Source organism: Bordetella genomosp. 6 (genome assembly GCF_002119705.1).
Lineage (GTDB): Bacteria > Pseudomonadota > Gammaproteobacteria > Burkholderiales > Burkholderiaceae_B > Bordetella > Bordetella bronchiseptica_F.
Genome location: NZ_CP021107.1, coordinates 4,213,279 through 4,239,383, shown reverse-complemented (window position 1 = coordinate 4,239,383; position 26,105 = coordinate 4,213,279). Strand labels below are relative to the sequence as shown.

The 26,105-nt window shown below is 70.3% G+C and carries 21 protein-coding genes; 13 read left to right on the top strand and 8 right to left on the bottom strand.

Translation table 11 applies throughout. From position 1 onward, the window contains the following. Nucleotides 1-24 precede the first annotated feature (24 nt). The 4 genes from asnB to CAL11_RS19940 are packed head-to-tail and all read left to right on the top strand — an operon-like array spanning nucleotide 25 to nucleotide 5,346. Nucleotides 25-1,950 carry an asparagine synthase (glutamine-hydrolyzing) gene (gene asnB / locus CAL11_RS19955; protein WP_086093985.1) on the top strand — a complete coding sequence of 642 codons (1,926 nt, stop codon included), beginning with the start codon at nucleotides 25-27 and terminating at the stop codon, nucleotides 1,948-1,950. After that, complete coding sequence (locus CAL11_RS19950) at nucleotides 1,947-3,068, top strand: glycosyltransferase family 4 protein (protein WP_086093984.1); 1,122 nt, start codon at nucleotides 1,947-1,949, stop codon at nucleotides 3,066-3,068. Before asnB ends, CAL11_RS19950 begins: the two co-directional genes overlap by 4 nt. Continuing rightward, a complete protein-coding gene (locus tag CAL11_RS19945; protein WP_086093983.1) occupies nucleotides 3,065-4,219 on the top strand; it encodes a glycosyltransferase family 4 protein in 1,155 nt (384 codons plus the stop codon). The genes CAL11_RS19950 and CAL11_RS19945 overlap by 4 nt, the downstream gene beginning before the upstream one ends. After that, complete coding sequence (locus tag CAL11_RS19940) at nucleotides 4,216-5,346, top strand: glycosyltransferase family 4 protein (RefSeq protein ID WP_086093982.1); 1,131 nt, start codon at nucleotides 4,216-4,218, stop codon at nucleotides 5,344-5,346. Before CAL11_RS19945 ends, CAL11_RS19940 begins: the two co-directional genes overlap by 4 nt. Nucleotides 5,347-5,353: 7 nt before the next feature. Here the strand turns inward: CAL11_RS19940 and pgi are convergent, their stop codons facing one another. Then, nucleotides 5,354-6,919 carry a glucose-6-phosphate isomerase gene (gene pgi, locus CAL11_RS19935; protein WP_086093981.1) on the bottom strand — a complete coding sequence of 522 codons (1,566 nt, stop codon included), beginning with the start codon at nucleotides 6,917-6,919 and terminating at the stop codon, nucleotides 5,354-5,356. A gap of 7 nt (nucleotides 6,920-6,926) precedes the next feature. Next, a complete protein-coding gene (locus tag CAL11_RS19930; RefSeq protein WP_033466482.1) occupies nucleotides 6,927-8,309 on the bottom strand; it encodes a phosphomannomutase/phosphoglucomutase in 1,383 nt (460 codons plus the stop codon). A 279-nt stretch (nucleotides 8,310-8,588) separates the two neighbouring features. Here CAL11_RS19930 and CAL11_RS19925 point away from each other — a divergent pair, with 279 nt between their 5' ends. The 5 genes from CAL11_RS19925 (at nucleotide 8,589) to CAL11_RS19905 (ending at nucleotide 14,794) form a co-directional block, all read left to right on the top strand. After that, the gene (locus CAL11_RS19925; protein WP_086093980.1) at nucleotides 8,589-9,200 is read left to right on the top strand and encodes a BPTD_3102 family carboxylase-like protein; all 612 of its coding nucleotides are present in this window, start codon (nucleotides 8,589-8,591) and stop codon (nucleotides 9,198-9,200) included. A gap of 92 nt (nucleotides 9,201-9,292) precedes the next feature. Continuing rightward, a complete protein-coding gene (locus CAL11_RS19920) occupies nucleotides 9,293-10,708 on the top strand; it encodes an FAD-binding oxidoreductase (protein ID WP_068925021.1) in 1,416 nt (471 codons plus the stop codon). Between the two features lie 14 nt (nucleotides 10,709-10,722). Further along, nucleotides 10,723-11,433 (top strand): response regulator transcription factor, encoded by a 711-nt coding sequence (locus CAL11_RS19915; RefSeq protein WP_086093979.1) that lies wholly within the window; start codon nucleotides 10,723-10,725, stop codon nucleotides 11,431-11,433. Next, entirely contained in the window at nucleotides 11,430-12,752 is a 1,323-nt protein-coding gene (locus CAL11_RS19910) for a sensor histidine kinase (RefSeq protein ID WP_086093978.1), read from the top strand. The genes CAL11_RS19915 and CAL11_RS19910 overlap by 4 nt, the downstream gene beginning before the upstream one ends. An 80-nt stretch (nucleotides 12,753-12,832) precedes the next feature. After that, entirely contained in the window at nucleotides 12,833-14,794 is a 1,962-nt protein-coding gene (locus tag CAL11_RS19905) for an LTA synthase family protein (RefSeq protein WP_086093977.1), read from the top strand. 190 nt (nucleotides 14,795-14,984) lie between these two features. Here the strand turns inward: CAL11_RS19905 and fahA are convergent, their stop codons facing one another. Further along, complete coding sequence (gene fahA, locus CAL11_RS19900) at nucleotides 14,985-16,298, bottom strand: fumarylacetoacetase (protein WP_086093976.1); 1,314 nt, start codon at nucleotides 16,296-16,298, stop codon at nucleotides 14,985-14,987. Between the two features lie 106 nt (nucleotides 16,299-16,404). Next, the gene (gene hmgA, locus CAL11_RS19895; RefSeq protein WP_033466467.1) at nucleotides 16,405-17,703 is read right to left on the bottom strand and encodes a homogentisate 1,2-dioxygenase; all 1,299 of its coding nucleotides are present in this window, start codon (nucleotides 17,701-17,703) and stop codon (nucleotides 16,405-16,407) included. A 182-nt stretch (nucleotides 17,704-17,885) separates the two neighbouring features. On the opposite strand from hmgA, the gene CAL11_RS19890 reads away from it, so the two are divergent. After that, the gene (locus CAL11_RS19890; protein WP_086093975.1) at nucleotides 17,886-18,794 is read left to right on the top strand and encodes a LysR family transcriptional regulator; all 909 of its coding nucleotides are present in this window, start codon (nucleotides 17,886-17,888) and stop codon (nucleotides 18,792-18,794) included. Nucleotides 18,795-18,803: 9 nt separating this feature from the next. Here the strand turns inward: CAL11_RS19890 and CAL11_RS19885 are convergent, their stop codons facing one another. The 4 genes from CAL11_RS19885 to mutM all read right to left on the bottom strand — a co-directional run bounded on the left by CAL11_RS19885 (nucleotide 18,804) and on the right by mutM (nucleotide 22,676). Beyond that, nucleotides 18,804-19,013, bottom strand: a complete 210-nt coding sequence (locus CAL11_RS19885) for a DUF2783 domain-containing protein (protein ID WP_086093974.1) — start codon at nucleotides 19,011-19,013, stop codon at nucleotides 18,804-18,806. A gap of 11 nt (nucleotides 19,014-19,024) precedes the next feature. Next, nucleotides 19,025-20,704 carry an FAD-dependent oxidoreductase gene (locus CAL11_RS19880; RefSeq protein ID WP_086093973.1) on the bottom strand — a complete coding sequence of 560 codons (1,680 nt, stop codon included), beginning with the start codon at nucleotides 20,702-20,704 and terminating at the stop codon, nucleotides 19,025-19,027. A 101-nt stretch (nucleotides 20,705-20,805) separates the two neighbouring features. Beyond that, nucleotides 20,806-21,759, bottom strand: a complete 954-nt coding sequence (locus CAL11_RS19875) for an MBL fold metallo-hydrolase (protein ID WP_033466459.1) — start codon at nucleotides 21,757-21,759, stop codon at nucleotides 20,806-20,808. A gap of 89 nt (nucleotides 21,760-21,848) precedes the next feature. After that, a complete protein-coding gene (mutM, locus tag CAL11_RS19870; RefSeq protein WP_086093972.1) occupies nucleotides 21,849-22,676 on the bottom strand; it encodes a bifunctional DNA-formamidopyrimidine glycosylase/DNA-(apurinic or apyrimidinic site) lyase in 828 nt (275 codons plus the stop codon). Between mutM and CAL11_RS19865 the strand changes: the two genes are divergently transcribed. Genes CAL11_RS19865 through ispE form a run of 3 tightly spaced genes read left to right on the top strand, consistent with a single transcriptional unit; the run spans nucleotide 22,675 to nucleotide 26,104 of the window. Then, nucleotides 22,675-24,561 carry a tetratricopeptide repeat protein gene (locus CAL11_RS19865; protein WP_033466455.1) on the top strand — a complete coding sequence of 629 codons (1,887 nt, stop codon included), beginning with the start codon at nucleotides 22,675-22,677 and terminating at the stop codon, nucleotides 24,559-24,561. The two genes, mutM and CAL11_RS19865, sit on opposite strands and share 2 nt — an antisense overlap. Further along, complete coding sequence (lolB, locus tag CAL11_RS19860) at nucleotides 24,558-25,157, top strand: lipoprotein insertase outer membrane protein LolB (RefSeq protein WP_033466453.1); 600 nt, start codon at nucleotides 24,558-24,560, stop codon at nucleotides 25,155-25,157. Before CAL11_RS19865 ends, lolB begins: the two co-directional genes overlap by 4 nt. A gap of 47 nt (nucleotides 25,158-25,204) precedes the next feature. Further along, nucleotides 25,205-26,104, top strand: a complete 900-nt coding sequence (gene ispE, locus CAL11_RS19855; protein ID WP_086093971.1) for a 4-(cytidine 5'-diphospho)-2-C-methyl-D-erythritol kinase — start codon at nucleotides 25,205-25,207, stop codon at nucleotides 26,102-26,104. The last annotated feature ends 1 nt before the right edge of the window (nucleotide 26,105 follow it).

Here is a 26,105-nt window from a genome sequence, read left to right as displayed (position 1 = left end):
GATCATCGTGGGAAACTGAACATCATGTGCGGAATTGTCGGAATCTGGGGTCCCCTGCGGGACAAGGCCAATGTGCTGGCCGAAAGCTGCCGGCGCATCCGCCACCGCGGCCCCGACAGCAACGGCTACTGGGAAGACGCCGACGCCGACCTGGCGCTGGCGCATGTGCGGCTGGCCATCCTGGACCTGACCGAGGCCGGCCACCAACCCATGGTGTCGGCCTGCGGCCGCTACGTCATCGTCCTCAATGGCGAGATCTACAACCACATGGAGTTGCGCGAGCGCCTGCAGCAGGACGGGCTGGCGCCGGCCTGGCGGGGCCACTCCGATACCGAGACGGTGCTGGCCTGCTTCGCGGGCTGGGGTATCGAGCAGACCCTGCAGGCCTCGGTGGGCATGTTCGCCATCGCGCTCTGGGACCGCGCCGAGCGCAAGCTGGCGTTGATGCGCGACCGCATGGGCGAGAAGCCGCTCTACTACGGCTATTCGCAGGCCAACCTGCTGTTCGGGTCCGAGCTCAAGGCGTTCATGCCGGTGCCCGGTTTCGGCCGCGAGCTCGATCGCAATGCGCTGGCCTCGTTCATGCGCCACAACTACATCCCCGCGCCGCAGTCGATCTACGCCGGCATCCGCAAGCTGCCGCCGGGCGCCTGGGTCGAGATCGCCGCGGCACAGATGCGCCGCGGCGAATTGCCCGAGCCCCAGGTGTACTGGTCGGCGCGCCGCGCGGCCGACCAGGGCCTGGGCGACCGGCGCCGCTTCGAGTCGGACGCGCAGGCGATCGACGCGCTGGAACAGGTGGTGTCGCAGGCGGTGCGCGGCCAGATGCTGTCCGACGTCAGCCTGGGCGCATTTCTGTCCGGCGGCATCGACTCGTCCACCGTCGTGGCCCTGATGCAGGCGCAAAGCGCGCAGCCGGTGCGCACCTTCGCCATCGGCTTTCACGAAAAGGGCTATAACGAGGCCGAGCACGCCAAGGCCGTGGCGGCGCACCTGGGCACCGAGCATACCGAGCTCTACGTCACCGCCGAGGACGGCCTGGCCGTGGTGCCGTCCCTGGCCGACATGTACGACGAGCCCTTCGCCGATTCGTCGCAGATCCCGACCTCGCTGGTCACGCGCATGGCGCGCCAGCACGTGACGGTGGCCTTGTCGGGCGACGGCGGCGACGAGCTGTTCGGCGGCTATTCGCGCTATTTCCGCGTCGACAACTGGTGGCGCAAATGCGCCGCCGTGCCTGGGCCCCTGCGCCATCTGGCGGGCGCGGCGCTGCGCGGTTCGGCCGCGCTGCCGGGGGCCGGCGCCTGGCGCGGCAAGGTCGGCAAGCTGGGCGAGCTGCTTGGCGCCGACACGCGCGGCGAGTTCTATCGCCTGTTCGTGTCCTACTGGGCCGACCCGGGCCGCGTGGTGATCGGCGGCGCGGAGCCGCCGTCGCCGTTCGAGCAGCCGATGGAGGGCTCCACCTTCGACGCCATGATGAAGCTGGACACGATCACCTACCTGCCCGACGACATCCTGGTCAAGGTCGACCGGGCGGCGATGGCCGTCAGCCTGGAGACGCGCGTGCCGCTGATCGACCATCGCGTCTACGAGTTCGCCTGGCAATTGCCGTTCGAATACAAGGTGCGCGGCGGCACCGGCAAGTGGCTGCTGCGCCAGTTGCTGTACCGCCACGTGCCGCAGGCCATGGTGGACCGGCCCAAGCGCGGCTTCGCCGTGCCGCTGGCCGCCTGGCTGCGCGGACCGCTGCGCGACTGGGCCGAGGCCTTGCTGGATCCGGCGCGCCTGCGCCAGGAAGGCTGGTTCGAGCCCGAGCCCATCCTGCGCAAATGGCGCGAACACCTGTCGGGGCACCGCAACTGGGACAGCCACCTGTGGGGCGTGCTGATGATGCAGGCCTGGCTGGACCGCTACCGCGCCGGGGCCGGCGACGAGGCCGGCCGACGATGAAGATACTGTTGCTGGTCAGTTCCATGCACGCCGGCGGTGCCGAACGGGTCGCCGCCACGCTTGCCAACGGCTGGGCCGCGCGGGGCGACCAGGTCACGCTGATGCCTACCTACTCGTCCAAGGGCACTTGTTTTTATCCGCTGTCCGACGATGTCGAGCTGCTGTGGCTGGCCGACCGGGCCGGCACCCGCTCGGGCGGCGTCGTCGCGGCCTGGCAGCGCCTGCGGGCGCTGCGCGCGGTGGTGCGAGAGCGCGCGCCCGACGTGGTGGTGTCCTTCCTGACCAATGTCAACGTGGCGGCCATCCTGGCCACCCGGGGCCTGAAGACGCCGCTCATCGTGTGCGAACGCACCAACCCGGTCGTCGATACCAGCATCGGCCGCGTCTGGCGCCTGCTGCGCCGCGTCTTGTATCCCCTGGCCGACATGGTCACGGTGCAGGCCGACGCGACGGTCGAGCCATTCGCGCGCCAGGTGCCCGGCCTGAAGCAGCTGTGCGTGATTCCCAATCCCCTGCCGCCCGAGCTGTTCGACGCCGCGCCGGCCACCGGCAGCGGCGCCGCGCCGGCCGTGCGCAAGCGGCTCATGGCGATGGGGCGCATGGTGCCGGACAAGCGGTTCGACCTGTTGATCGACGCCTACGCCGGCCTGGCGGACGAATTCCCCGACTGGGACCTGTGGATCTGGGGCGAGGGGCCGCTGCGCGACGACCTGCAGGCGCAGGTCGCGGCGCGCGGACTGGCCGCCCGCATCCAGATGCCCGGCCGCACCACCGCGCCCTGGGACGAACTGGCCAAGGCCGACGCGTTCGCGCTCAGCTCGGCGGTGGAGGGGTTCCCCAACGTGCTGCTGGAAGCCATGTCGCTGGGCCTGCCCTGCGCCGCCTTCGATTGTCCCAGCGGCCCGGCCGAAATGACGCGCGGCGGACGCGACGCCCTGCTGGTGCCGGCGGGCCAGCGCGACGCGTTGCGCGATGCGTTGGGCCGCCTCATGCGCGACCCTGACCTGCGCCGCGACCTGGGCCGGCGGGCGGCGCAGTCGGTGCGCCAGCGCTATGCGCTGCCGGCGGTGCTGGCGCAATGGGATGCGCTGTTCGAGCGCGTGCGGGGCGGCGCGTGACGCGGATCCTGCGCGTCATGCACGTGATCACCGGCCTGGGCCAGGGCGGCGCCGAATCCGTGCTGTTCCGGCTCGCCGCCTGGCCGGACCAGCGCGTGCGCCACAGCGTGATCTCGCTGACCGACGAAGGGGTCTATGGCACGCGCTTGCGCGCCGCCGGCGTGCCGGTGCATGCGCTGGGCATGCCGCGCGGCCGCGTCACCCTCGCCGGCATGCTGGCCCTGCGCGCGCTGCTGCGGCGCGAACGTCCCGATGCCGTGCAGACCTGGATGTACCACGCCGACCTGATCGGCGGGGTGGCCGCGCGGCTGGCCGGCATCCGCGCGGTCGCGTGGGGGATCCGCAATTCCGGCGAGCATCTCGATCGCAGCAGCCGTTCCGCGCGGCTGGTGCTCAAGCTGTGTGCGCGTCTGTCCGCGCGCCTGCCGGCGGCCATCGTGTGCGCGGCGCAGGATGCGGCCACGCGCCACCGGCAGCATGGCTACGACGGCGCGCGCATGGTGGTGATTCCCAACGGCTATGACCTGTCGCGCTACGCGCCCGATGCGCAGGCGCGTGAACGCGTGCGCGCCCTGTGGGGCGTGGCGCCCGATACGCCGCTGGTCGGCTGCGTGGCCCGCTGGGATCCGCTCAAGGACCACGCCAACCTGCTGGCCGCGCTGGGGGGGCTGGTGCGCGAGGGGCACGACCGCGGGCTGCAGTGCGCCCTGGTCGGCCGCGGCATGTCGCCGGGCAACGAAGGCCTGGCCGCGCTGATCGATGCCGAAGGCCTGCGTGGCCGCGTGCTGCTGGCCGGCCCCAGCGACGACGTGCCGGCCGTCATGAACGCGCTCGACCTGCATGTGCTGTCGAGCTGCGCCGAAGGCTTTCCCAATGTCGTGGCCGAGGCGATGGCCTGCGGCACGCCCTGCGTGGCCACCGATGTCGGTGACGCCGCCTACATCATCGGCGATACCGGCCGGGTGGCGCCGGCGCAGCAGCCGGCCGCGCTGGCGGCGGCGATCGCGGCCGCGCTGGCGGAGATCGCCGCGCACGGGCGCGAGGCGGCCGGCGCCGCCGGCCGCCAGCGCGTGCTGGCCGAATTCGACCTGCGCCGCATGGTCGAGTCCTATGAGGCCGTATGGCGCCGCATTTCCGGAGAACGCGCATGACACCCCCGCGCCGCCTGCTGTTCGTCGTCAACAACCCGGCCTTCTTCCTGTCGCACCGGCTGCCGCTGGCCGAGGCCGCGCGCGCCGACGGCTACGAGGTGCACGTGGCGACCATGGACGGGCCCAGCGTGCCGGATATCGTGGCGCGCGGTTTTACCCATCATGCGATCCCCATGACGCGCAGCGGCAAGCAGCCGCTGCAGGAGTTGCGCAGCGTGTGGGCGCTGGCGCGCCTGTTCCGGCGCCTGCGGCCCGGACTGGTGCACCTGGTGACCATCAAGCCGGTGCTCTACGGCGGTATCGCCGCCCGGCTGGCGGGCGTGCCCGCCATGGTGGCGGCCATCTCGGGGCTGGGTTTCGTGTTCGTGGCCGGCGGCCTGAAGGGGCGCCTGCTGCGGGCCGCGGTCGGCCGTCTGTACCGGTTGGCGCTGGGCCATCGCAACAGCCGCATCGTGTTCCAGAATACCGCCGATCGCGATGTGCTGGCGCGCCTGGGCGCCGTGCGCGCGGAGCAGGTGGTGATGATTCGCGGTTCGGGCGTCGACCTGGGCCAATACCGTGTCGTTCCGGAGCCGGCGGCGCCGGTGACGGCGCTGATGGCCGCGCGCCTGCTGCGCGACAAGGGCGTGCGGGAATTCGTCGAGGCCGCGCGCCTGCTGCGCGAGCGCGGGCTGGCCGTGCGCATGCAGCTGGCCGGCGGCGTGGACCCCGGCAATCCGGCATCCATCACGCCGGAGCAGGCCGCGCAATGGCGGGACGAAGGCTGCGTCGAGATGCTGGGCGAGCGCAAGGACGTCGCGGCCCTGTATGGCGCGGCGCACATGGCGGTGCTGCCTTCCTACCGCGAAGGCCTGCCCAAATCCCTGCTGGAGGCCGCCGCCTGCGGGCGCGCCGTGGTCACCACCGACGTGCCGGGCTGCCGCGACGCGATCGACCCCGGTGTCACCGGGCTGCTGGTGCCGCCGCGCGACGCGCCGGCCCTGGCCGAGGCGATCGCCCGGCTGGCCGAGGACGCGTCCTTGCGCCAGCGCATGGGCGCGGCCGGCCGCGCGCTGGCCGAGCGCGAGTTCGGCATCGAGGATGTATGCCGCCGCCACCTGGCCATTTATCGCGCGCTGACGCGCTGAGCCGTTCCTAGGGCTGCTTGCGCAGCGCGTCGATCCAGTAGCGGGTCGAGGGATCCTGCTGGTTCACCTCGCTCGACGGGTTCTCCAGCTCGCGGATGATGTTGCGCGCCAGCGCCTTGCCGTATTCCACGCCCCATTGGTCGAACGGGTTGATGCCCCACAGCACGCCCTGCGCGAAGACCTTGTGCTCGTACATGGCCAGCAGCGCGCCCAGCGCGTGGGCCGACAGGCGCGGCAGCATGACCAGCGTGGACGGGCGTCCGCCCGGATGCACGCGGTGGTGCGCCAGGATCTCGGCCTGCTGCGGATCGGATTCGACCAGCCGCGCTTCCTTGAGCGCCTCGTCGAACGGCTTGCCGCGCAGCAGCGCCGCGCGCTGCGCCAGGCAGTTGGCGATCAGCAGCTTGTGGAAGTGGTCGTAGGGATGGTCGGCCTGCTCGCAGACGATGAAGTCCACTGGCGCGCCGGCCGTGTCCTGGTGCAGCCACTGGAAGAAAGTGTGCTGGCAGTCGGTGCCCGTCATGCCCCAGACCACGGGGCCGGTGGGAACGCCGGCCGGCGAGCCGTCATGGCCGGCGACCTTGCCCAGCGACTCCATCTCCAGCTGTTGCGCCCATGGCACCAGGTGGGTCAGGCGCGAATCGTAGGGGGTGATCGCCAGCGAGCCGTAGCCCAGCACGCTGCGGTTGGCCACGCCCGCCAGCGCCATCTGCAGCGGCGCGTTGCGGCGCATCGGCGTATGCAGGAAATGCTGGTCCATGGCGGCCGCGCCGGCCAGCAGTTCGTCCAGCGCATCGCAGCCCAGCGCCAGCGCCACCGGCAATCCGATGGCGGACCACAGCGAATAGCGGCCGCCCACCCAGTCCCAGAAGCGGAAGATGTGCTGCGGCGAAATGCCGAAATCCAGCGCCGCGTCGACGTTGGCGGTGATCGCCACGACCTGCCGCACCGGGTCGGCCACGCCGGCGTTGCGCAGCCAGTTCATGGCGACTTCGGCGTTGGCCAGCGGCTCGGTCGTGGTGAACGACTTGGACGCCACGATGATCAGCGTATCGTGCGGGTCGAGATGGTGCAGCGCGTCGGCCACCGCATGCGAATCGACGTTGGAGGCGAAGCGCACTTCGCGCTTCAGGCCGTTGTGGCGCAGCGCGCGCGTGACCATGCGCGGGCCCCAGTCGCTGCCGCCTATGCCCAGGTGCAGCACATGGCGGTAGGCGCCGCGCAGGTCGGCGTCCTGCACGAAGCGGCGCAGCCGGTCGCGCTCGCCCAGGATGGCGCCGGCCACCGGCGCGGGCGGCCGGGCGGCGCGCAGCGCCGTATGCCAGGCCGGGCGGTGCTCGGTCCAGTTGGCCTGGCCGCCGTCGAACAGCTGCGCGCGGGCGTTGTCGAAATCCTGCTGCGCCAGCAGGTCCTCGGCGGCGCTGTCGAGGTCGTCGGAGTGCGCCTGGGCGGTCAGGTCCACCCGCAGCCCCGCGGCTTCGATGATGCGCAGCCGGGCGCCGCGGCGCGACGAATGGCGTGCCGCGTCGGCGAACGCGAGCCAGGCGGAACTGGAGGGCAGCGGTGTAGGCATGGGGCGGTCAGAAGGGCAGTTTGGCTTGCGGAGCCAGCCGTAGCAGCTGCTGGCGGAATTCCTGCTGGATGCGGGCCAGGCCCGGTTCGGTCTCGGCCTCGAAGCGCAGCACGACGACAGGGGTGGTATTGGAGGCGCGCGCCAGCCCGAAGCCGTCCGGGTATTCCGCGCGCACGCCGTCTATCGTAACCAGCCGGCTGGCGCTGGCGAACTCGCCCTGCTGCTGCAGGGCGGCGATCAGCGCGTGCGGCTCGCCCTCGGCCATTTCCAGCTTGAGTTCGGGGGTCGACAGCGCCTGCGGCAGGGCTTCCAGCGGGCGCGACGCATCGGCTTCGCGGGAGACGATTTCCAGCAGGCGGGCGCCGGTGTACAGGCCGTCGTCGAAGCCGTACCAGCGCTCCTTGAAGAAGATGTGGCCGCTCATCTCGCCGGCCAGCGGCGCGCCGGTCTCGGCCAGCTTGGCCTTGACCAGCGAATGGCCGGTTTGCCACATCAGCGGCACGCCGCCGCTTTGCTCGATGGCCACGCCCACGTGCCGGCTGCACTTGACGTCATAGATGATGGTCGCGCCGGGGCAGCGCGCCAGCACGTCGCGGGCGAACAGGATCAGCTGGCGATCCGGCCAGATGATCTGGCCGGACTTGGTCACCACGCCGAGGCGGTCGCCGTCGCCGTCGAAGGCCAGGCCCAGCTCGCAGTCGGTGCCGGTGACATGGGCGATCAGGTCCTGCAGGTTGCGCGGTTCGGCCGGGTCGGGGTGGTGGTTGGGGAACGTGCCGTCGACCTCGCAATAGAGCTCGTCCACGTCGCAACCCAGCGCGCGGAACAATTGCGGCGCCAGGGCGCCCGCCACGCCATTGCCGCAGTCGATGGCGATCTTCATGGGGCGCGCCAGCTTCACGTCCGACACGATGCGCTCGACATAGGCGGGCACGACGTCGAGTTGGCGGCGTTCGCCCCAGGTGCCCGGCGCCGGCGCCGGCGCCAGCATGGCCGGGCGCAGCGCCTGCACGGCCGGGCCGTACAGGGCGTGGCCGCCCATCATCATCTTGAAACCGTTGTACTGCGGCGGGTTGTGGCTGCCGGTGACCGCCACGCCCGAGCCCGTGCCCTGGGTGTGCGCCGCGAAATAGACCAGCGGCGTGGGCACCTGGCCGATGTCCAGGGTGTCCACGCCGCCTTCCATGATGCCTTCCTGCAGCGCGCCGGCCAGGTCGGGGCTGCTCAGGCGGCCGTCGCGGCCGACCACCAGCGCGCCGATGCCCTGGGCGCGGGCGCTGGCGGCCAGGGCGCGGCCCAGCGCCCGGGCGAATACCGGGTCGAGCTGGTCAGGGACCGAGCCACGGATGTCGTACGCCTTGTAGACCGATGCGGGAAAGGGGTGCGCCACGGAAATCCTTGTCCAATGCTGAAGCGGCGGGCGCAAGTCCGCCGCGGGTTGTGTCCGCCGGCCGCCGGCCGGCCATGACCGGAATTATCCCCGATTTCGGCCCCGTCCCCCCGCGCCATGCCCGATTCCGGTGCGCCCGGCCTCGGCGCGGTGCCGTCCAGGCCCCCGGCGAGGGCGCGCATCGCCGGCGCGGCGTAGGAATAAGCACGGCACGAAAATTGCATGAGCCAGAAGGTGATACGCTTATCGTTATTGACGAACTTGAACGGGAGGTGGCCGATGAGCGCCGATATTTCGTTCGTCTCGACACGCCGGCGCATGGCGCCCGGCCGGGTCGACCTGGCAGCCGGCGGCGAGCGCCGGCTGGATATCCCCGTGCACGCGGGCGTCGACGGCAGCGTCGAGGCTGGCCGTGCCTGGGAGCGCTGCGTCTGGCGCGCCGCGCGGGTGCTGATCGCCGAATGCCCCGCGCCGCGCCTGTCCGCCCGCCTGGAGGAAACCCTGCGCGGCGTGGCGGTGCGCATCGCCCGCGATCGCGGCTGGTGCGGCATCGGCACGGTCGTGTTCTCGCTGGACGTGGGCACGGGCATGTTCCGCATGATCGAGGCGCGCCTGTGCGGCCTGCAGCAAGGCGAGCCGGCGGCCGATGCCGCTTCCGGCGGCCACGCGCTCGAAGTGCGCATCAGCGCCTGCGCCGACAGCGGGCGGCGCGGCGCGCACCTGCTTACCTACGGCGCGACCCGGGGCGAGGCGCTGCGGCGCGCCTACCAGGCGCTGGCCAAGCTGCCCGGCCTGGTCCAGGCCGACCGCGCCTTCCTGATGGACCGCATCGCGTCGCCCGCCTTCTGCTCGGGCCTGACCGGCTCGCAACTGGACCGCATAGCCAGCTGAGCGGCGAGCCGGCCCTGGCCGCGTGCCACTACAATAAGTCGATTCCGTATCGCGGGCCCCGGCGGGGCCCGCCGCAGCGAGCGCGCCGAACCATGACCTTGCCAAGCGAATTGCAGGCCCTGCTGGGCCCGTCCCATGTGCTGACCGGCGACGACGCCGAGCCGTTCCTGCTGGACTGGCGCCGGCGCTATCGCGGCCGCGCGCTGGCCGTGGTTCGCCCCGGCAGCGCCGAGGAAGTCGCGGCGGTGGTCCGGCTGTGCCAGGCGCACGGCGCCCCGCTGGTGCCGCAGGGCGGCAACACCGGCCTGTGCGGCGGGGCCACGCCGGACGACAGCGGCAGCGCCGTGGTGCTGTCCACCACGCGCCTGAACCGCGTGCGCGCCATCGATACCGACAACGACACGATCACGGTGGAAGCCGGCTGCGTGCTGCAGGCCGTGCAGCAGGCGGCCGAGCAGGCCGGCCGGCTGTTTCCGCTCAGCCTGGCCGCCGAGGGCAGCTGCACCATCGGCGGCAACCTGGCCACCAACGCGGGCGGTACGCAGGTGCTGCGCTACGGCAATGCGCGCGAACTGACGCTGGGCCTGGAGGTGGTGACCGCCGAAGGCGAAATCTGGAACGGCCTGCGCGGCCTGCGCAAGGACAACACCGGCTACGATTTGCGCGACCTGTACGTAGGCAGCGAAGGCACGCTGGGCATCATCACCGCCGCCACGCTCAAGCTGTTTCCCTTGCCGGTGGCGACCTGCACCGCCTTGCTGGCGCTCGACAGCATCGACGCGGCGGTCGAGGTGCTGTCGCGCGCGCGCGGCGGCTTCGGCGCCTCGCTCACCGGCTTCGAGCTCATGGCGGCCGATTGCCTGCAGGCCGTCACCCGGCTGTTTCCGCAACAGCGCCTGCCGTTCGACGGCGCCAGCGCGCAAGCGCCCTGGTTCGCCCTGCTGGAGCTGTCCGACAGCGAAAGCGAAGAGCATGCCCGGGCGCGCTTCGAGGCAGTGGTGGGCGCGGCCATCGAGGACGGGCTGGTCGCCGACGCGGCCATCGCCGAGAACCTGGCGCAAAGCCAGGCGCTCTGGCACCTGCGCGAGAGCATCCCGTTGGCCGAGGCCGAGCTGGGCAAGTCGATCAAGCACGATGTGTCCATACCCATCTCCGCCATCGCCGCCTTCGTGCACCAGACCAATGGCTTGCTGCAGGCGCGTTTCCCCGGGGTGCGCAACGTGATCTTCGGCCACCTGGGCGATGGCAACCTGCATTACAACGTGGCGCGCGGGCCGGGCCAGACCGAGGCCGACCTGCTGGCGCTGCAGTCGCGAGTGTATGACGTGGTGCACGACAGCGTGCAGGCGTTCGCGGGCTCGATCAGCGCCGAGCATGGCGTGGGGCAGCTCAAGCGCGATGAGTTGCCGCGCTACAAGAGCGCCGTCGAACTGGCCCTGATGAAGCGGCTCAAGACGGCGCTCGATCCGCGCGGCCTGCTCAATCCCGGCAAGGTCCTGCAGGCCTGACGCGCCCCGCCGCCATGACCGCCGCGCCCGCCAACCGGCATTACCGCGTACTGATCGTCGAGGACGATCTCACCATCGCGGCCAATCTGTACGACTACCTGCAGGTGCGCGGCTTCGTGCCGGACGCCGCCTATGACGGCCGCTCGGCGCTGGCCTTGCTGGACGAACATGGTTTCGACGCCATGGTGCTGGATGTCGGATTGCCTGGCATGGATGGCCATGCCGTGCTGCACGCGCTGCGCGTCGAGCGGCGCGCCGCCTTGCCGGTGCTGATGCTCACCGCCCGCGACGGGCTGGACGACAAGCTGGCCGGTTTCGCGCATGGCGCCGACGACTACCTGACCAAGCCGTTCGCGCTGGCCGAGGTCGAGGCGCGCCTGCTGGCCCTGATCCAGCGGTCCCGCGGCGCCGTGGTCGACAGCCTGCGCAGCTTCGGTCCCCTGCAATTCGACAGCGCCACGCGCGAGGTCGCGGTGCATGGCAAACCGGTGCACCTCACCCGCAAGTGCGGCATGATCGTCGAGGCGCTGCTGCGCGATCCCGGCCGGGTGGTCTCGCGCGAGCAGCTCGAAACCGCCCTGTGGGGCGACGACCCGCCATCGTCGGACGCCCTGCGCAGCCAGGTGCACCTGCTGCGGCGCGCGCTGGCCGATGCCGGGTTCGACGGCATCGAAACCGTGCACGGAACGGGCTGGCGACTGGCGCTGCCGGCGGGTGGCGCATGAGTTCGCTGCCCGTTTCCGGCAATGGCGCGGGGTCGCTGACGCAGCGCGTCGTGTGGGCATTGACCGGCAGCGTGGCGCTGTTCGTCACCGCCCTGGTGCTGCTGTCGTACCTGACGTTCGACAAGATGGAAGACGATCTCGTCAACGACATCCTGTCCACCGAGACCGACCGCCTGATCCAGCACGTGGCCGCCGACGACCACTTCCTGCCCGAGCGCGGCGCGCGCGAACTGGGCGGCGCGATGCGCGCCTGGCTGGTGCGCACGGGCGCCGCGCAGCCCGACCTGCCGCAGGCGCTGCACGGCCTGGGCGTCGGCATGCATCTGCTCGAACCCGGCGCCGAAACCTGGCACGTCATGGTGGCCGAGGTGGAGGGCGCGCGCATCTACGTGCTCTACGACGCCACCGACAACGAGGCCCGGGTCCATGATTTCGGCCTGTTCGTGCTGGGCGTGGGCGCCATCTGCATCGTGGCCGCCTATGGCATCTCGCGGCGGGTGGCCGGGGTGGCGGTCGGCCCGCTGGTCGAGCTGACCCGCCGCCTGGCCAACTGGGCGCCGGGCGCGCCCGACCTGGCCGTCACCCGCGACGACGAGGCGGGCCGCCTGGTCGAGGCGTTCAACCGGGTGCAGAACCAGGTCGACCGCTCGATAGCGCGCGAACGCGAATTTTCGGTCAACCTCAGCCACGAGGTGCGTACGCCGCTGGCGGCCATCCGCTCCGACAGCGAGATGATGCTGCTGGCCGCCACGCTGGACGCGGGCCAGCGCACCCGGCTGGGGCGCATCGTGGCCAACGTGGACAACGTGTCGGCGGCGCTGGAGAGCGCCCGCGCCATGGCGCGCGACGAGCCGCGCGCGCCCGAACGCGTCGATCTGGCCGCCTGCATGGATGACGCCTGGCGCGGGCTGGAGCTCAACGCCGAAGCGGCCGGCCTGGCGTTCGCCAACCGCATTCCGGCCGGCAGCGAGCACGTGCTGGACCGCTACGCCATGCTGACCGTGCTGCGCAACCTGGTGCGCAACGCCATCGAACACGCGGCGCCGGCCACGCTCACGGCGGCGCTGCGCCCCGATGGCGCCCTCGAATTGCGCGACGACGGCCGCGGCATTGCCGCCGAAGAGCTGCCGTTCGTCTTCCAGCGCTTCTACAGCGGGCGGCTGCGCGACACCGCCGACAACGGCTCGCACGAATTGCCGCGCGGCCTGGGGCTGGCCATCGCCAAGCGCGTGTGCGACATGCAGGGCTGGCGGCTTTCGGTCGACTCCGAGCGCGACGGCCCGGCGCGCGGCACGCGGTTCGTGCTGCGCTTTACCTGATCCGGATCGTATTCGTCCATCTGGTGGACGGTTGTTGGCTTCACAAAATTTGACATCGATTTGACGCCCAACAGGTATGCTTGCGCGTCTTTTTTTGCAACGAGGCGGACGAGGCCCCGGCCCGCCCGCCGCCGACGAGGAATCCCGTGCGCAGGCTGACCATACGTTTCGCGATCGCCATCCTGGTCCTGCTGACGCTCAGCCGGCTGGGCCTGTCCGCCTGGCAATGGGACCGCGTCCAGGCCGCCGGCGGCCTGGGCCCCATCATGCTCGGTGGCCTGCGCATGGACCTGCGCCTGCTGGCCCTGGTCCTGGCGCTGCCGGCCGTGCTGGCGCCGTGGTTCGGGCACCGCGCCTGGGCCGCCACCGTCACGGCATGGTGGTATCGCGTCTGGTGGATGCTGTTTGTGTTGCTGGAAGTATCCACGCCGCAGTTCATCGCCGAATACGACACCCGGCCCAACCGCCTGTATTTCGAGTACCTGGTGCATCCGCGCGAAGTCGCCTCCATGCTGTGGGAAGGCTACAAGGGCGTGCTGCTGGCCGCCTTCGTGGTGCTGGTGCTGGCCGCCTGGCTGGCCGTGCGGCTGTTTCCCACCGGCCGCCAGGACGGTTTCATGAAGTGGTGGAAGCGTCCCTTCGTCACCCTGGCGGTGCTGGCCGTGGTGGTGCTGGCCGCGCGCGGCACCCTGCAGCACCGGCCCATCAACGCCGCCATGGTGGCCTTCAGCAGCGACGCCATGGTCAACACGCTGCCGCTCAATTCGCTGGGCAATGTGCTGGACGCGGCCTATCGCCTGCAGGACGAGCGCTCGTCGGCCGCCTTGTATCCACCCATGAAAACCGAGGAGATGAACCGCGTCGTGCGGGCGGTGGCCGGGCTGGAGGATCCGCCGCTGGATGCCCGCTATCCCAGCCTGCACAAGCAGACCGCCACCGTGCGCCGCGACAAGCCGCTCAACCTGGTGATCATCCTGCAGGAAAGCCTGGGCGCGCAGTACGTGGGCAGCCTGGGCGGACGCGACCTCACGCCCCAGCTGGACCGCCTGGCCAAGGACGGCTGGATGTTCAACCGCGCCTATGCCACCGGCACGCGCTCGGTGCGCGGCCTGGAGGCGGTCACGGCGGGTTTCCTGCCCACCGTCGCCGAGGCGGTGCTGAAGCTGCCGCGCTCGCAGACCGGCTTCTTCACCCTGGCCGACCTGCTGGGCCGCCACGGCTTCCATTCGCGTTTCATCTACGGCGGCGAGGCGCATTTCGACAACATGCGCGGCTTCTTCCTGGGCAACGGCTTCAACGAGGTGATCGATCGCCAGTCGTTCGTCGATCCGGTGTTCGTGGGGTCCTGGGGCGCGTCCGACGAGGACATGTTCAACCAGCTCGATCGCCTGCTGCGCGCCGACGACGGCAAGTCCACCTTCACGCTGGCCTTCTCCGTCAGCAATCATTCGCCGTGGGAATATCCGGAAGGGCGCATCAAGCCGGTGGGCGACCCCGCCTCGGTGGACAACACCGTGCGCTACGCCGACTGGGCCATGGGCCAGTTCTTCGACAAGGCCAGAAAGGCGCCGTACTGGGACAACACGGTGTTCCTGGTGATCGCCGACCACGATTCGCGCGTGTATGGCGCCAACCTCGTGCCGGTGCGCCATTTCCAGATCCCGGCGCTGATCCTGGGCGGCACGGTGGCGCCGCGCAGCGACGATCGCATCGTGAGCCAGATCGACATGGGCCCGACCCTGCTGTCGCTGATCGGCCTGGACAACGTCAACCCCATGCTGGGCGCCGACCTGACCCAGCGCGACCCCAACCGGGCCATCATGCAGTACGGCGACAACTTCGGCTACCTGAAGGGCGATTCGCTGCTGGTCATCGAGCCGGGCAAGGATCCGCGCGAGTACCGCTATACGGCGGCGGCGTCCATGAGCGACGAGAAATACGCGCCCATCGACATCGATCCGGCGTTGCGCGACGAGGCGCTGGCCTTCGCCCTGTGGCCCAGCTGGGCATATCGCGAAGAGCGCTACAAGCTGCCGAAGTAGGGCCGCAAGAGCAAAACGGGTGCCTGTCCCGATTGGGACAGGCACCTTCGGCACCCGTGGGGCGTTGTGGGCTGGCGGGAGATGGTGACTGGGGAGCCAGGCACCGGAGGAAGTTAGCCGGAGCCTGGCACCTGTGGGGCGTTGTGGGCCCGCGGGAGAGGGTGCCTGGGGAGCCAGGCACCGGAGGAAATTACCTGGCCGCCAGCACCGTTCCCACGCAGTCGCCGAAGCCGATGCGGGGATAGCCGGGCTTGCTGCATTCGGCGCGCATGATGATCTGGTCGCCGTCCTGCAGGAAGGTGCGCTGCTCGCCCCAGGGCAGGTCGAGCGGCTGCTTGCCGCCGTTGGTCAGCTCCAGCAGCGAGCCGGCCTCGGAGGCCTGCGGGCCGGACAGCGTGCCGGTGCCCATCATGTCGCCGGGTTGCAGGTTGCAGCCGTTGACCGTGTGATGGGCCACGAGCTGCGCGACGTTCCAGTAGGCGTCGCGGAAGTTGCTGCGCGACAGCAGCGCCGGCTGCGCCTGCCTGGCGCGCGATTGCTCGGTCGAGATCAGCACTTCCATCTGCACGTCGAACGCGCCGTGCGCGCGATTCTCGGCCGATTCCAGGTACGGCAGCGGCTGCGGGTCGGCGGCGTCGCGCGTCCAGGCGGTGCGGAAAGGCTCCAGCGCTTCCAGCGTGACGATCCAGGGCGAAATCGTGGAGGCGAAGTTCTTGGCCAGGAAGGGCCCCAGCGGCTGGTATTCCCAGGCCTGGATGTCGCGCGCCGACCAGTCGTTCAGGATGCACAGGCCGAACACGTGCGACTCGGCCTCGCCCAGCGCGATGCGCTCGCCCTGCGCGTTGCCGCGGCCCACGAAGATGCCCAGCTCCAGTTCGTAGTCCAGCCGCTGGCACGGGCCGAACTGCGGCGCCTGGCCTTCGGCCGCCGGACGGGTCTGGCCGACCGGACGCGCAAAGCGCTGGTCCACGCCGATGCTGGAGGCGCGGCCGTGATAGCCGATGGGCACCCACTTGTAGTTGGGCAGCAGGGGGTTGTCCGGGCGGAACTGCTTGCCCACGGCGGTGGCGTGGTGCACCGAGATATAGAAGTCGGTGTAGTCGCCGATGTGCGCCGGCGTGGTGTACTCGGCTTCGGCCTGCGCCACCAGCAGCGGCTCGATGCGCGCCTGCAGGGCCGAGCCCGCGCGCAGCGCGCGCGACAGCGCCAGGCGCAGCGCGCTCCAGTGCGCCTGGTCGAGCGCCATCAGCGCGTTGAGCCGTTCGCCCTGGCAGGCGGCCAGCGCGGCCGCGGCGGCGCCGTCGAACGGCGCCTGGGCGGCCAGCGCCGCCAGGTCGACGATGGCCTCGCCGATCGCCACGCCGGGGCGGAACGGTTCCTGCGTACCCTTGCGGCGGAACGCGGCGTACGGCAGGTTCTGGATCGGGAACGAGGTGTCGGCGGCGTTGGCGCTGGCAACCCAGCTTTGCAGGGCTGGATCGTGGGTTTCGTTGAGCTTGCTCATGGCTGCTTGTCTCTGCTTCTGAATCGGAAAATGGCCGGGCCGCAATGCCCAGCGGCGATGAGCATCGCGCTCATCGCCGCTGCATGCCGGCGCCGGGGCGTCGGGCTCAGGCCTGTTCGGGGTTGAAGTGCTTCTGCAACCCCTGCCAGCACTGATAGTAGTCATCCTGGCGCTGGGGCGAAGCCAGGGCCTGCGCCGTGGGGCGGATCACGCGGCGCGTCTCGAACATGAAGGCCATGGTATCGCGAATGTAATGCGCCTGGCTGGTATCGGCATGGCTGGCTTTCTCGAAGGTATCGGCGTCCGGGCCATGGCCGCTCATGCAGTTGTGCAGGCTGGCGCCGCCCGGCGCGAAGCCCTCGGCCTTGGCGTCGTAGACGCCGTGGATCAGGCCCATGAACTCGCTGGCGACATTGCGGTGGAACCAGGGCGGACGGAAGGTGTTCTCCATCGCCAGGATGCGCGGCGGGAAGATGGCGAAATCCATGTTCGCCGTGCCCGGGGTGTCCGAGGGCGACGTCAGCACGGTGAAGATCGAGGGATCGGGGTGGTCGTAGCTGATCGAACCGACCGTGTTGAAGTTGCGCAGGTCGTACTTGTAGGGCGCGTGCGTGCCGTGCCAGGCCACCACGTTCAGCGGCGAATGGGTGATCGGCGCGCGCCAGAAGCCGCCGGTGAACTTGGCGATGAGCTCGAAATCGCCCTCGACGTCTTCGTACCAGGCCACCGGGATCTGGAAGTCGCGCGCGTTGGCCAGGCAGTTCGAGCCGATGGGGCCCAGTTCGGGCAGGCGCATCGCCGTGCCGAAGTTCTCCAGCACGTAGCCGCGCGCCACGTCGTCGAGCAGTTCGACGCGCAGGCGCACGCCGCGCGGGACGACGGCGATTTCATAGGGTTCGATGTCGATCAGGCCCAGCTCGGTGGCCAGGCGCAGGCGGCCCTGCTGCGGCACGATCAGCATTTCGCCGTCGGCGTTGTAGAAGAAGCGCCCCTGCATCGAGCGGTTGGCCGCGTACAGGTGGATGCCCACGCCGCTTTGCTCCTCGGGGCCGCCGTTGCCGCCCCAGGTGTGCATGCCATCGATGAAATCGGTGGGCGCGTCCGGAATCGGCAGCGGGCTCCAGCGCAACTGGTTGGGCGTGACCGGCTGGCGGCCGAAGTCGCTCAGCCAGCGCTGTGCGCCGGCAAACGGCGCGAACGGCAGGTGCTGCACGCCCGGACGGATGCGATACAGCCAGGAACGGCGGTTTTCGGCGCGCGGGGCGGTGAAGGCCGTGCCGGACAGTTGTTCGGCGTACAGGCCGTAGGGACAGATCTGCGGCGAATTGCGGCCGGCGGGCAGGGCGCCGGGCAGGGCCTCGGTGGCGCAGGCGTTGCCGAAGCCGGTCTGGTATTGCAAGGACATGGATGCCTCCTGGCGGTGCGGCCTGGTTCGGCGCGATGGCCGTCCGGGCTTTTTTTCGTCGTGGCGGCGCGCGGAAAGCGGCCGTGGAAAAAGCGCGTTCGAGCCATTCTGCGCAAAATTGCCCGCTATGGCTACGGGAATGCAAAAATAGTGGCTATAACTTTCGTGAATAATGGTGCTCCATGGCGGAACTGCGCAACATCGATCTCAACCTGCTGGTGATCTTCCAGCGCCTGCTGCAGGAGCGCAGCATCTCCGCGGTGGCGCGCCAGCTCGACCTGTCGCAGCCGGCGGTCAGCAACGCGCTGCGGCGCCTGCGCGCGGCCTGCGGCGACGATCTGTTCGTGCGCACGGCGCAGGGCATGCAGCCCACGCCGCATGCCGAGCGTCTGGGCGGGCCGGTGGGCGAGGCGCTGGCGCTGCTGTCGCATGCGCTGGACGCCACCCAGGACTTCGACCCGCGGGCCAGCACGCGGCGCTTTCGCATTGCCATGTCGGACGTCGGGGAAATCCATTTCATGCCGCGCCTGATGGACCAGTGCGCGCGCCATGCGCCGGGCGTGCGCATCGATTCGCTGCGTCTGCAGGGCGCCGACCTGCAGCGCGAGATGGACGCCGGACGGGTCGACCTGGCGATCGGCGCGTTCGCCGACCTGGGCGGCGCCGTCATGCAGCGCATGCTGTTTCGCCAGGGTTACGCCACGCTGTATCGCCAGGGCCATCCCAGCGCGCACGAGGGCATGAGCCTGAAGGCGTTCCGGGCCGCGCACCATCTGGTGGTGTCGCACGCCACGCCCTACGGACAGGTGAACCAATCGCTGGAGCGCGCCGGCGTGGCGCTGGGCGAACATTTCAGCGTGCCGCATTTCGCGGCGGTGCCGTACATCGTCAGCACCACCGACCTGCTGGCCACGGTGCCGCAGAAACTGGCGGCCAGCGCCGCCCCGCATTTCGGCCTGGGCCTGCTGACGCCGCCCTTGCGCATGCCCACCCTGCAGACCAACCTGTACTGGCACCGGCGCTTCCAGCGCGACAGCGGCAGCCAGTGGCTGCGCGCGCTGATCGTGCAGGCGTTCGCCGACGCGCCCTGAACGGCGGGCTCAGGCCGCCGGCGGGGCGACGACGGACTGGCGCGCGTGCTCCAGGGCTTCGCGCAGCACCGCCATGTCGCCGATATGGTTGGCCAGCAGCAGGATCAACGCCGCGTTCAGCTCGCGGCTCTGCTCGTCGCTGAGGTCGCGGTGAGTGTCGATCAGCGCTTCGTAGAAATTGTCGGGGCCCGCCAGGTTGGGCGTGGTGATCAGGGGCATGATGGGCTCCTTTACGCGCGGCCGATGGCGCGCGCCAGCGCCCGCCGGACGGCCTGGGCGTCGAAGGCGCGAAAGCGCGCCGCAATGTGTTGGTCGGGGCGGATCAGGTAGCAGGTGCCGGGCCGGGCGTCATAGCGGCGAGCCAGCCAGCCTTCGCTGTCCTCGACCACGCGCACCCCGTCGGGCGGGGCGGCCGGCGCGGCATCCGCGCCGCGGACCAGGATGGCTTGCACGGGCACCTCGTCCTGGCGCAGCGCCCGCAGCGCGTCCAGCATATCGGCCCGCGGCGTCTCCGCGCCGCAGAACAGCGCCAGCGCGAACTCGCCATCGAGCTGGGACAGCCACCAGCCGGGTTGCGCGTCCACCCGCACGGGCGCGTCCAGCGCCACGGCGCCCGGACGCATCGTGCCGGCAAAGGGGTCGCTGTCGGGCGTGTTCAGCGGCGAGTCTGCGTAGGCGGCGGGCACCGACAGGCGGCCGCTGTTGACCAGCGTGCGCGCGAACGGATGCTGGCGCGCCAGGTTGAGCACGGCGTTGCGGAAGGTGCGGCTGACTTCGCTCTTGGGCGTGATGAAGTCGGTCGAGCGCGATGAATTCAGGATATTCTCGTCGGCGGCGTATTCGCGCTCGGCGGCGTAGCTGTCGATCAGCGATTCGGGGGCGTGGCCCGCCAGCACCAGCTTCAGCTTCCAGGCCAGGTTCTCGGCGTCCTGCACGCCGCTATTGGCGCCGCGCGCGCCGAACGGTGAGACGCGGTGGGCCGAATCGCCGGCGAACACCACGCGCCCATGGCGGAAATGGTCCATGCGCTCGCAGGCAAAGGTGTAGACGCTCACCCATTCCAGTTCGAAGCGGGCGTCCGGGCCCAGCAGGGCGCGGATGCGCGGCAGCACGTTCTCGGGCTTGACGGCCTCGACGGGGTCGGCGTTCCAGCCCAGCTGGAAATCGATGCGCCAGACGTTGTCGGGCTGCATGTGCAGCAGGACCGATTGATTGGGATGGAAGGGCGGGTCGAACCAGAACCAGCGCTCGGCGGGGTAGTCGGCCGCCATCTTCACGTCGGCGATCAGGAAGCGGTCCTTGAAGACCCGGCCATGGGTTTCCAGGCCCAGCAGCTTGCGCACCGGCGAGCGCGCGCCGTCGCAGGCGACAAGCCAATCGGCCTGCAGGGTGTAGGCGCCATCGGGCGTGTCGACGGTGACCTGCACGCCGTCGGCCTGCTGCGCCACGCCCACCACCTTGCTTTTCCAGCGCAGCTCGATGCCCGGCTGGGCGCTGGCCAGTTCGTGCAGGTAGCCCTCGGCGTAATACTGCTGCAGGTTGATGAAGGCCGGGCGCCGGTGCCCGGGTTCGGGTAGCAGGTCGAAGCGCCAGACTTCCTGGTCGCGGAAGAACACCTTGCCCACGTTCCACGAGACGCCCTTGTCGACCATGCGCTGGCCCGCGCCCAGGCGGTCCCAGATCTCCAGCGTGCGCTTGGCGAAGCAGATCGCGCGCGAGCCGGTCGACAGGCGGTAGTCGTCATCCAGCAGCACGACCCGCAGGCCCTGCCGCGCCAGGTCCAGCGCCGTGGTCAGGCCCACCGGGCCCGCGCCCACCACGATCACGCCGTGCCTGGCTGGCGTGTCGCGCTCCTGGTCGGCGCATTTCGTATAGGCGAACTCGATCGCCTGGTAATCGATGTCTCCCACGACTGTCTCCTGCGTGGCGGGTATGTCTTGGTCTTCTGTTCAGGCGGGGCGCGCGGCCGGCGGAGAGGCCGCCGGCCGGGCCCGTCGATGCGGCGGGACGATCAGCCTTCGAGCTGCTTCCACATCTCGATGTCGCGCTTGTCGGTCCAGATGCGCGGGTCGTTGTAGCCGGTCGCCTCGTCGTAGGCGCGCGAGACGTTGAACGGCATGCAGTGGTCGAAGATCACCCACTGGCTGTAGCGCGGCTTCATGAAATCGTAGACCTCGCGGTAAATCGTCTTGAGGTCCTTGCCATCGGCCACGCCACGGTTGACGGCGGCGTACAGGTCGGTCAGGAAGGCGCGCGTGCCGGCCAGGCCCTGGCGCACTTCGGCGGCGCTCTTGAGCGCCGGGCCGCGGCCCGGGACCATTTTCTCGGCTGCGAAGCCCGCCAGCGCGTCCAGCGTGGCCGGCCATTCGCGGAAATAGCAGTCGCCGCAGTACGGGGTGGACTGGTACTCGACCAGGTCGCCGGCGAACAGGATCTTCTGCTCGGGCAGCCAGGCGATGGTGTCGCCCTTGGTATGGCCGCGGCCGACTTGCAGCAGCCTGACTTCCAGGTTGCCCAGGTCGACCGTCATTTCGCCCTTGAACGTCATGGTGGGCCACACCAGGCCGGGCGGAATCGATTCGACGTTGCGGAACAGGCGCGGGAAGCGGCCGATTTCGCTGGCCTTGTCCTGTTCGCCGCGTTCGGCGATCAGGTCGTAGGTGTCGCGGCTGGCCAGGATTTCCTGGGCGCCGTAGGCCGAGGCGCCAAACACGCGCACGGCGTGGTAATGCGACAGCAGGATGTACTTGATGGGCTTGTCGGTGACTTCGCGCACGCGGCGGATCACGTCCTGGGCCATGACGGGGGTGGCCTGGGTATCGACCACCATGACCGCGTCGTCGCCGACGATGATGCCGGTGTTGGGGTCGCCTTCGGCCGTATAGGCGTAGGCGTTGTCGGAGAGTTTTTCGAACGAAACGACCTTGTCTTCGAGGTCGGCGTGCGAGGCGAATTGTTTGCTCACGGTGGGCTCCTTCCACTTATACGAATGCGTGGAAGGAAATATAGCGCGGCGTTTGTTTTTGTGCAATACGTTTGCTATAGACGAATTCTCTAGCGCTTCTGGCAGCTCGGACAGAAATACGTGGCGCGCTGGCCCTGCACCAGGCGGCGGATCGGCGTGCCGCATACGCGGCAGGGCAGGCCGGCGCGCTCGTAGACGGCGGCGTGGATGGCGAAATAGGCGCCCGGCTCGCCGCTGGCGCCGACGTAGTCGCGCAGCGTGCTGCCGCCGGACTCCAGCGCGTCCGACAGGGTGGCGCGGATGGCGGCCGCCAGCCGGTCGCAGCGCGCCGCCGAGACGCGCTGGGCGGCCGTGCGCGGGTCTATGCCGGCGCGAAACAGGCTTTCCGACGCATAGATGTTGCCCACGCCCACCACCGCGTCGCCGGCCAGCAGGGCCTGCTTGATGGCGACCCGGCGCCCGCGGAAGTACGCGTGCAGCCAGCGGCCGTCAAAGCGCGGGTCGAAGGGCTCGATGCCCAGGCGGGCCAGCAGCGGGTGGGCGGCGACCGGGCCGGCCTCGCCGGGGTGCCACAGCACCGCGCCGAAGCGGCGCGGATCGTGCAGCCGCAGGATGGCGTGGTCGAAAACCCAGTCGACGTGGTCGTGCTTGCGCGGCGCCTCCTGCTCGGGCACCCGGCGCAGCGATCCGGACATGCCCAGGTGCACGATCTGCACGCCATGGTCGAAGCGCAGCAGCAGGTATTTGCCGCGCCGCCCGCATTCGAGCACGGTGCGGCCGGCCAGCAGGTCGGGCAGGGCGGGTGGAATGGGCCAGCGCATGCGCGCTTCGCGCACGACCAGGCGGCGTAGCGTCCGGCCCGTTATGACGGTGTCGATTCCCCGTCGGGTGGTCTCGACTTCAGGCAGTTCCGGCATGAGCCAGTGTAAGATCATCAATTGCGTGTACGAAGATTGTGCCATCAACCGGACGGGCCGCGTGAAGTTGTCGCTCAAACACATTAATTTCGGAGTAGCCGCGCTGGCGCTGGCGTTGGCGGGCTTGCAGTCCCTACCTGCGCAGGCCGCCGAGGTGCGTCCGCGCGATGCCACCGGCCCGCGCCTGATCCAGCCGAGCAAGCAGCCCGAGACCGAAGTCATCCGCCTGCGGCCGGGGCAATTGCCCTATGTCTCGCTTACCGCCGACATCTTCTATCGCATCGTCGGCGCCGAACTGGCCGCCCAGCGCGGCATGTACGGCACCGCCGCCGCCACGCTGGTGACGCTGGCGCGCGAGACCGGCGATCCGCGTCTGGCCCGCCGCGGGCTGGAGTTCCAGCTTGCCGGGGGCAACCTGCCGGGCGCCCTGGATGCGGCGCGCGCCTGGTCCAGCCTGGCGCCCAACGATATCGAGGCCAGCTCCACCGAGCTGGCGCTGGCCGCCGCCAACGGCGAGACCGCGGGGCTGGCGGCGGCGCTGCGCAAGCGCATCGACACCGCGCGCGACAAGCCGGCGGCCATCGTGCAGGCCATGGGCGTGCTCAGCCGCCTGAACGACCGCCGCCTGGCGCTGCGCATCCTGGACGAATCGCTCAGCGACAGCGCCCGCAAGCTGCCCGCCGCCCACCTGGCGCTGGCCGACGTGGCGCAGGCCGCGGGCGATTACCCGCGCGCCGCCAGCGAGGCCTACGCCGCGCTGGCCGCCGACCCCAGGTCCGAGGCCGCCGCGCAGCGCGTGCTCGAATATGGCGCCAAGGTCGACGCCACGCGCGCGCAGCACCAGGCGCGCGCCTTCATCAGCCGCAATCCGGACGCGCGCAAGCTGCGCCTGATGCTGGCCGGCCAGATCGCCGACGGCGGCGACTACGACGGCGCGCTGGCCGAACTGCAGTCGATGGCGCGGCGCTCGCCCGAGGATTTCGACCTGATGTTCATGCAGGCCCAGCTGGCCTACAAGGCGGGGCGCCTGGACCAGGCGCGCGGCTACCTGCAGCAATACCTCGACGTGCAGAACCAGCGCCAGATGGCCACGGCGCCGGGCGCCACCGACGCCGGCGCCGCCGCGGCCGACGCCCATGTGCTGCTCTCGCGCATCGCCGAGGACCAGGGCCGCTACGACGAGGCCATCCGCGAGCTGGGCCGCATCGACGACCCGGCCATGCGCTATTCGGCGCACATGCGCCAGGCCACGCTGCGGGCGCGCCAGGGGCGCATCGACGACGCGCTGGCCATGGTGGACCGGGCCGATCCGCAGGATGACGAAGAGCGCACGCTGGGCGTGCTGACCAAGGCGCAGATCCTGCGCGACGCCGACCAGGTCGATCGCGCGGTGGCCATCCTGGTGGCGGCCGACAAGGCCATGCCCGACACGGTCGAGATCAAGTACGAACTGGCCATGCTGTACGAGCGCCAGGGGCGCATCGACCAGCTCGAGCGCCTGCTGCGCGAAGTCATCGCGCTCGATCCCGACCATGCCCATGCCTACAACGCGCTGGGCTACACGCTGGCCGACCGCAACCAGCGGCTGCCCGAGGCGCTGGACCTCATCACCCAGGCGCTCGAACTGTCGCCCGAGGACCCCTTCATCCTCGACAGCATGGGCTGGGTCAAATTCCGCATGGGCGAGCCCGCCGCCGCGATCGAATACCTCAAACGCGCCTATGCGCTGCGTCCCGAGGCCGACATCGCCGCCCACCTGGCCGAAGTGCTGTGGGTGCAGGGCGAGCGCGACAGCGCCACCGAGCTGCTGCGCACCGCCTACGCCAAGGATCCCAAGAACCACGCCCTGCTCGACACGATGCGCCGCCTGGAGGTGCGCCCGTGAGCGCCTGCCCGGCGCCGCGCTTGCCCGTCCGCTGGCTGCACGCATTCACGCTGCTCCTGCTGCTGGCCGTGTTGGCCGGCTGCGTCAGCGTGCCCAAGCCCATGGCCGGCGCGGGCGAGGACGCGTTCTCGCGGGTGGGCCGGTTCGCCATCACCGTCACGGAATCCGACGGCAGGCAGCAGGCCGTGCAGGGCGGTTTCGCGTGGCGCGACGACGGCGGCAGCTATCTGCTGGACCTGACCAATCCGCTGGGCTCGACCGAGGCGCGCGTCGAAGGGCGCCCCGGCATGGCCGTCCTGACGCGCGCCAACGGCGAACGCCTGGCGGCCGAGCATCCCGACGCGCTGGCCGAGGACGCCCTGGGCAGTCCGGTGCCGGTGACGGGGCTGCGCGACTGGCTGCGCGGCCGCCTGATGGCCGGCGCGGCGCCCGATGGCCTGCAGCGCGACGCGCAGGGCCGCCCCACGGCCTTCGAGCAGGATGGCTGGAGCGCGCGCCTGAGCCGCTACGACGCGCAGGGCCCGCAACTGCTGGTGCTGCAGCGCCAGGAGCCCGGCCGCCGCATCCTGGTGCGGCTGGTCATCACCCAGCCCTAGGCGGGCGGCGGTCTAGAATAGGGGCATCCCCAGCCCTGGCTTTCGCCGTGACGCTCTACGACGTACCCGCACCCGCCAAGTTGAATCTGTTTCTGCACGTGGTGGGCCGCCGCGCCGACGGCTACCACCTGCTGCAGACCGTGTTCCGGTTCATCGACCTGGCCGATACCCTGCATTTCGAAGCGCGCGCCGACGGCGCCATCGGCCGCGCGTACGAGCTGCCGGGCGTGGCGGAATCCGACGACCTGGTCGTGCGCGCCGCGCGCAGCCTGCAGCAGGCCACCGGTACCCGCCAGGGCGCGCAGATCGACCTGCGCAAGCGCATCCCGCAGGGCGGCGGCCTGGGCGGCGGGTCGAGCGATGCCGCCACCACCCTGATCGCCCTGAACCGGCTCTGGGGCACGGGCCTGTCGCGCAGCCAGCTGATGCGGCTGGCGCTGCCGCTGGGCGCCGACGTGCCGGTCTTCGTCTTCGGCCAGTCGGCCTTCGCGCAGGGCGTGGGCGAAGACCTGACGGCCGTGGCGCTGCCGCCGGCGGCCTATCTGGTGGTGCAGCCCGACGCCGGCGTACCCACCGCCGCCGTTTTTTCCGACCCCGATTTGACAAGGGATTCTGCTTCGGTCACAATAGCGGACTTTCTTGCTTTGCCAACTTCCTGCTTTGGCAGGAATGATCTGGAGCCGGTGGTGTTGCGGCGGTATCCTGAAGTTTCAGGGTCTGTGCGCTGGCTTGTCGAGCACGGTTTGCGTGTTCGGATGTCGGGATCTGGGGCGTGTCTTTTCGCCGAATTTCCCACCCTGCCGGAAGCGGTTTTGGCACAAGAGGAAATAACCGCTACAATGCGCGTCGCTGGAAAAACAACCAGCCTCACGCATCCCGGGTTCCGGTTGGTACAGGCTAGTACTGGATTGACTGAGCATCCGTTGCGGAACTGGATTGCAAGCTAGT

Excerpts from the sequence above, each read along its gene's own strand:
- CAL11_RS19910 (WP_086093978.1), top strand. The coding sequence starts at position 11,430 with ATGAGTTCGCTGCCCGTTTCCGGCAATGGCGCGGGGTCGCTGACGCAG.
- fahA (WP_086093976.1), bottom strand. The coding sequence starts at position 16,298 with ATGAGCAAGCTCAACGAAACCCACGATCCAGCCCTGCAAAGCTGGGTT.
- CAL11_RS19885 (WP_086093974.1), bottom strand. The coding sequence starts at position 19,013 with ATGCCCCTGATCACCACGCCCAACCTGGCGGGCCCCGACAATTTCTAC.
- CAL11_RS19940 (WP_086093982.1), top strand. The coding sequence starts at position 4,216 with ATGACACCCCCGCGCCGCCTGCTGTTCGTCGTCAACAACCCGGCCTTC.
- pgi (WP_086093981.1), bottom strand. The coding sequence starts at position 6,919 with ATGCCTACACCGCTGCCCTCCAGTTCCGCCTGGCTCGCGTTCGCCGAC.
- CAL11_RS19890 (WP_086093975.1), top strand. The coding sequence starts at position 17,886 with ATGGCGGAACTGCGCAACATCGATCTCAACCTGCTGGTGATCTTCCAG.
- CAL11_RS19950 (WP_086093984.1), top strand. The coding sequence starts at position 1,947 with ATGAAGATACTGTTGCTGGTCAGTTCCATGCACGCCGGCGGTGCCGAA.
- CAL11_RS19915 (WP_086093979.1), top strand. The coding sequence starts at position 10,723 with ATGACCGCCGCGCCCGCCAACCGGCATTACCGCGTACTGATCGTCGAG.
- CAL11_RS19865 (WP_033466455.1), top strand. The coding sequence starts at position 22,675 with ATGAGCCAGTGTAAGATCATCAATTGCGTGTACGAAGATTGTGCCATC.
- CAL11_RS19925 (WP_086093980.1), top strand. The coding sequence starts at position 8,589 with ATGAGCGCCGATATTTCGTTCGTCTCGACACGCCGGCGCATGGCGCCC.
- mutM (WP_086093972.1), bottom strand. The coding sequence starts at position 22,676 with ATGCCGGAACTGCCTGAAGTCGAGACCACCCGACGGGGAATCGACACC.
- CAL11_RS19920 (WP_068925021.1), top strand. The coding sequence starts at position 9,293 with ATGACCTTGCCAAGCGAATTGCAGGCCCTGCTGGGCCCGTCCCATGTG.
- hmgA (WP_033466467.1), bottom strand. The coding sequence starts at position 17,703 with ATGTCCTTGCAATACCAGACCGGCTTCGGCAACGCCTGCGCCACCGAG.
- asnB (WP_086093985.1), top strand. The coding sequence starts at position 25 with ATGTGCGGAATTGTCGGAATCTGGGGTCCCCTGCGGGACAAGGCCAAT.